General features: G+C 56.2%; 3 protein-coding genes. 1 reads left to right on the top strand and 2 read right to left on the bottom strand.

The window, feature by feature from the left end:
• Positions 1-1,070: 1,070 nt before the first annotated feature.
• The gene (locus P8N76_09150) at positions 1,071-1,241 is read right to left on the bottom strand and encodes a hypothetical protein (protein ID MDG2381829.1); all 171 of its coding nucleotides are present in this window, start codon (positions 1,239-1,241) and stop codon (positions 1,071-1,073) included.
• Positions 1,242-1,598: 357 nt separating this feature from the next.
• On the opposite strand from P8N76_09150, the gene P8N76_09145 reads away from it, so the two are divergent.
• Positions 1,599-2,228: a CDP-alcohol phosphatidyltransferase family protein gene (locus P8N76_09145; protein ID MDG2381828.1), complete on the top strand. Its 630-nt coding sequence runs from the start codon at positions 1,599-1,601 to the stop codon at positions 2,226-2,228.
• Between the two features lie 435 nt (positions 2,229-2,663).
• On the opposite strand, the gene P8N76_09140 is transcribed toward P8N76_09145, so the two are convergent.
• Positions 2,664-3,027: hypothetical protein (locus P8N76_09140; protein MDG2381827.1), on the bottom strand; the 364-nt coding region annotated here is incomplete at its 5' end.

Below are 3,027 nucleotides of genomic sequence, written 5' to 3'. Positions count from 1 at the left end.
CAATTCGTTCTCATCATCCAAGGGCCAAACGGGGACGGGAGCCGATTTTGCCGCAAGCCAGGCAGGTCAGCTAAACCGCCTCATCCAATCCCGGTAGCAACATCGCCGAACACGTTATCGAGGTCAGGTACCAACCGCGCTTATCGAGCCAGCTTTTCGTTGGCCACCATTCCGAAGCCATGATGGACAGCGATATCACCGGCACCACGGAACTGTCAGCTGACGACACGTCTACCAAGCCCGATTCAAAAGCGTCCTTGTTAAAGCGATTGTGGATCGACGACGGCAACACATTTCAAAGGCAAGTGAAAGAGTAGCCATCCGGGATTGCAATCGGTGCTGGGATCACCACGGAGGCAACAACTGCACCGAACGAAGCCAATCGAACAATCCCGCAAGCGGAGCCCACCAGCACTCAACAAGAACAGCTTCGCCCCAGCCGACCTAAGCTGCGGCAAAAATGGCTCCCGTCCCCGTTTGTCCGCCGAAAAAGCCGTACTTGTGGTCCAGCAATCGGGAGCCAGCAATCGGGAGCCAGTTCACTTCGGCCGGTTCTTACTCTGCTTCGCTTTGGCAGCCTGTGCTTGTTTGTTCGCCTTCTGTTTCTTGCTTTTGTCTTTGTCCTTCTTGCCGCCTTTGTCGCCCATTGTGAATTTCCTTCCGAGTGAAAGTCATCAATCGAGTAAGTTCGCATTGTCGTGGCTTGGCTCTGCGATGTCCACCGTAAACTTCCGCCACCTATCGCGATTCGCCAACAAGGCGATGATATTCTGTGTGGACGACGAAAACACCAGGATTCGCATGCCTGAACAAGTGCCCTCTCCATTTTTGTTGTCGTTCGTGTCGTGGCGCCCTCGTTTGAGGTATCTGCCTGAGATGGTGCATGGTTTGGGCGCCCCCCGGCGTTTGGGCGAGGGATTCAAGCAGACGCGCGGCGTCTTGCGCTTTCCGGCGGGGCCTTTCAGAAAAAGGGAATTCATGGACGCAACCGTCACATCTTCCATCATTCTGGCAGCCGGCATGGGCATCCGCATGGCAAGATGAGGCAAACGGCTGCCCCAGGGTTTTCTCTACCTGGCGATCGGCTCATCATCGAGGAATCGATCTCGCGTTTGCTGGAGGTCGGCGTCCGGCGCATTGTGATCGTGACCGGGCACGTCGCGGGCGAATTGGTCGGCATCTCCAAGATCTCTCAGACGCTCTACCGGGTCATGCTGCAAGAGTCCGTGGAACGTTTCCACACGACGCGCACATGGACTACGAGACCGATTGCCTGGTGGCGGCAGCCCGCGTCACCCCCGTGAATTGTCACGTCGTCGAGGGTCTCGCCTGATCCGAGATGGACGATGAGTGGCAACTGATCCGCGCACGGGACAAAGTCTATCCGGCGATTCTCCAGCGGGACAATCAGACTGCACCCATCGACCGCGAAAGCGGCCAGGACGGACGACGACTGCGGAATCTTCGCACAACGTTATCTGACCGGGCTGGGGCAGCGGTCCTTCCTCGTGAGGGAACGCAAAACCCTCAATGAACAGTCTTGATCACAGACACTCGGACAGCGAGTCCGCATCCGGAACGAATCGTTACGATCTTCCGTGGCGATCGCTTCGACCGAGCATGCTTCGCTTCGTCAAGGACGCTGCCAACCTTGTCACGTTGGCAGGGCTTTCCTGCGGATCTACTTCGCAATACGAGACATCTTTTCGGCGGCGATGATCGCCATGCTCTGGGCCGTGTTATTCGACTGGTTCGACGGATCTATTCCCCGTCGAACGCGCGACCGAACCGATGGGTCCCGAGCCTTTGGCGGCCGGCTCGACCCCCTGGTCGATATGGTCAGCTGCGCCGTTTGTCCGGCCGTCGGCCTGCTGAGCGATGGGTGGTTCAGCCCGTGGTTCTTGCCGGGAGCGTTGATGTTGACTGCAGCCAATGCGGTACGCCTAAGCTACTTCAACGTGTTTGGTCTTGACGACGATTCGACTTTTCTGGGCCTATCGATCGACAATAACAGCGTCGTCGTTCCGTTGGTCTTCCTGCTCGACGGGTTGCTCAGCCGCAGTGCGTTTGCGGCGCTCCTGTACATAATGATTGCGCTGCTGGTCATCCTGAACGTCGTCCCGTTCCGAATGCCCAAACCGAGCGATCGATGGTTCATCGTCATCACGGTCTACGTTTTGGGCATGACGGTCCTGTACGGTTGGCGGCTGTGGACACAATCGCTCTGACCCGGTTGAGTCATCACACCGTTAACACCCTGTGTTGAAGAGAAAAAAAAGACTGTTTGGGAACAATCCGAGATGCGAACGCTGGCATTGGCAGATATTCACCATCAAATGGCTGGCCTACGTGTGATTCGATCTACCTTGGTCCAAATCGACTATTTCAGGAAGATTCAAAACCCGCTAGACCTACTATACAAGGCTCCAAACGAGGTTTTGCCGATAGGGAGTCAAAACGACCATTTCAGGGACCATCTGAGGCGGTGGTACCTGAAGCCCCTGCAGGCGATTTGCTGTACAAGATTCTGCCAAGCTGGTTTACTGGTGGACGTGCTACACACTTCAACGGGACGAGGGGGAACCGACGAGAACGCTGCTTGCAATCGCCTCCATCCGATGGAGGGGAATAAATTCTGGCGGTTGAGTAACTCAGCTAACGCGTTAACCAGCTTTATGAGTAACGTGCGATTCAAACCAGAAGCGACGGTTACCCGTGGACTTGGTAGGTAGGCTAAACGGCTGAGGGCTTTTGACGACGAAGACGCCTGCCTGGCTCATGAAGCGGGCGGAATAACGCCCGACGTTTGCTTCGTTCTTTCGCGTGATACACGCACCCAGGTTTCTCAATCGCGCGCCGCCTACGGCGGCCAAGAAGAAGGGTAAAAGGTAGAAAGGGAAAAGGGTTATTTCCTCGCCCGCCTTCTTCGCCAACACAAACCGATTCCACCTAGCACGGCCCAAACGGCTAGCGAGCCGGGCTCTGGCACACTGGCGGGAGAGGAAAGACTTGCGACTCGAAAACCGA

The organism is Pirellulaceae bacterium (genome assembly GCA_029243025.1).
Taxonomy (GTDB): domain Bacteria; phylum Planctomycetota; class Planctomycetia; order Pirellulales; family Pirellulaceae.
The sequence above is the reverse complement of the archived record's forward strand: the minus strand, read 5'-3'. Positions and strand labels throughout refer to the sequence as shown.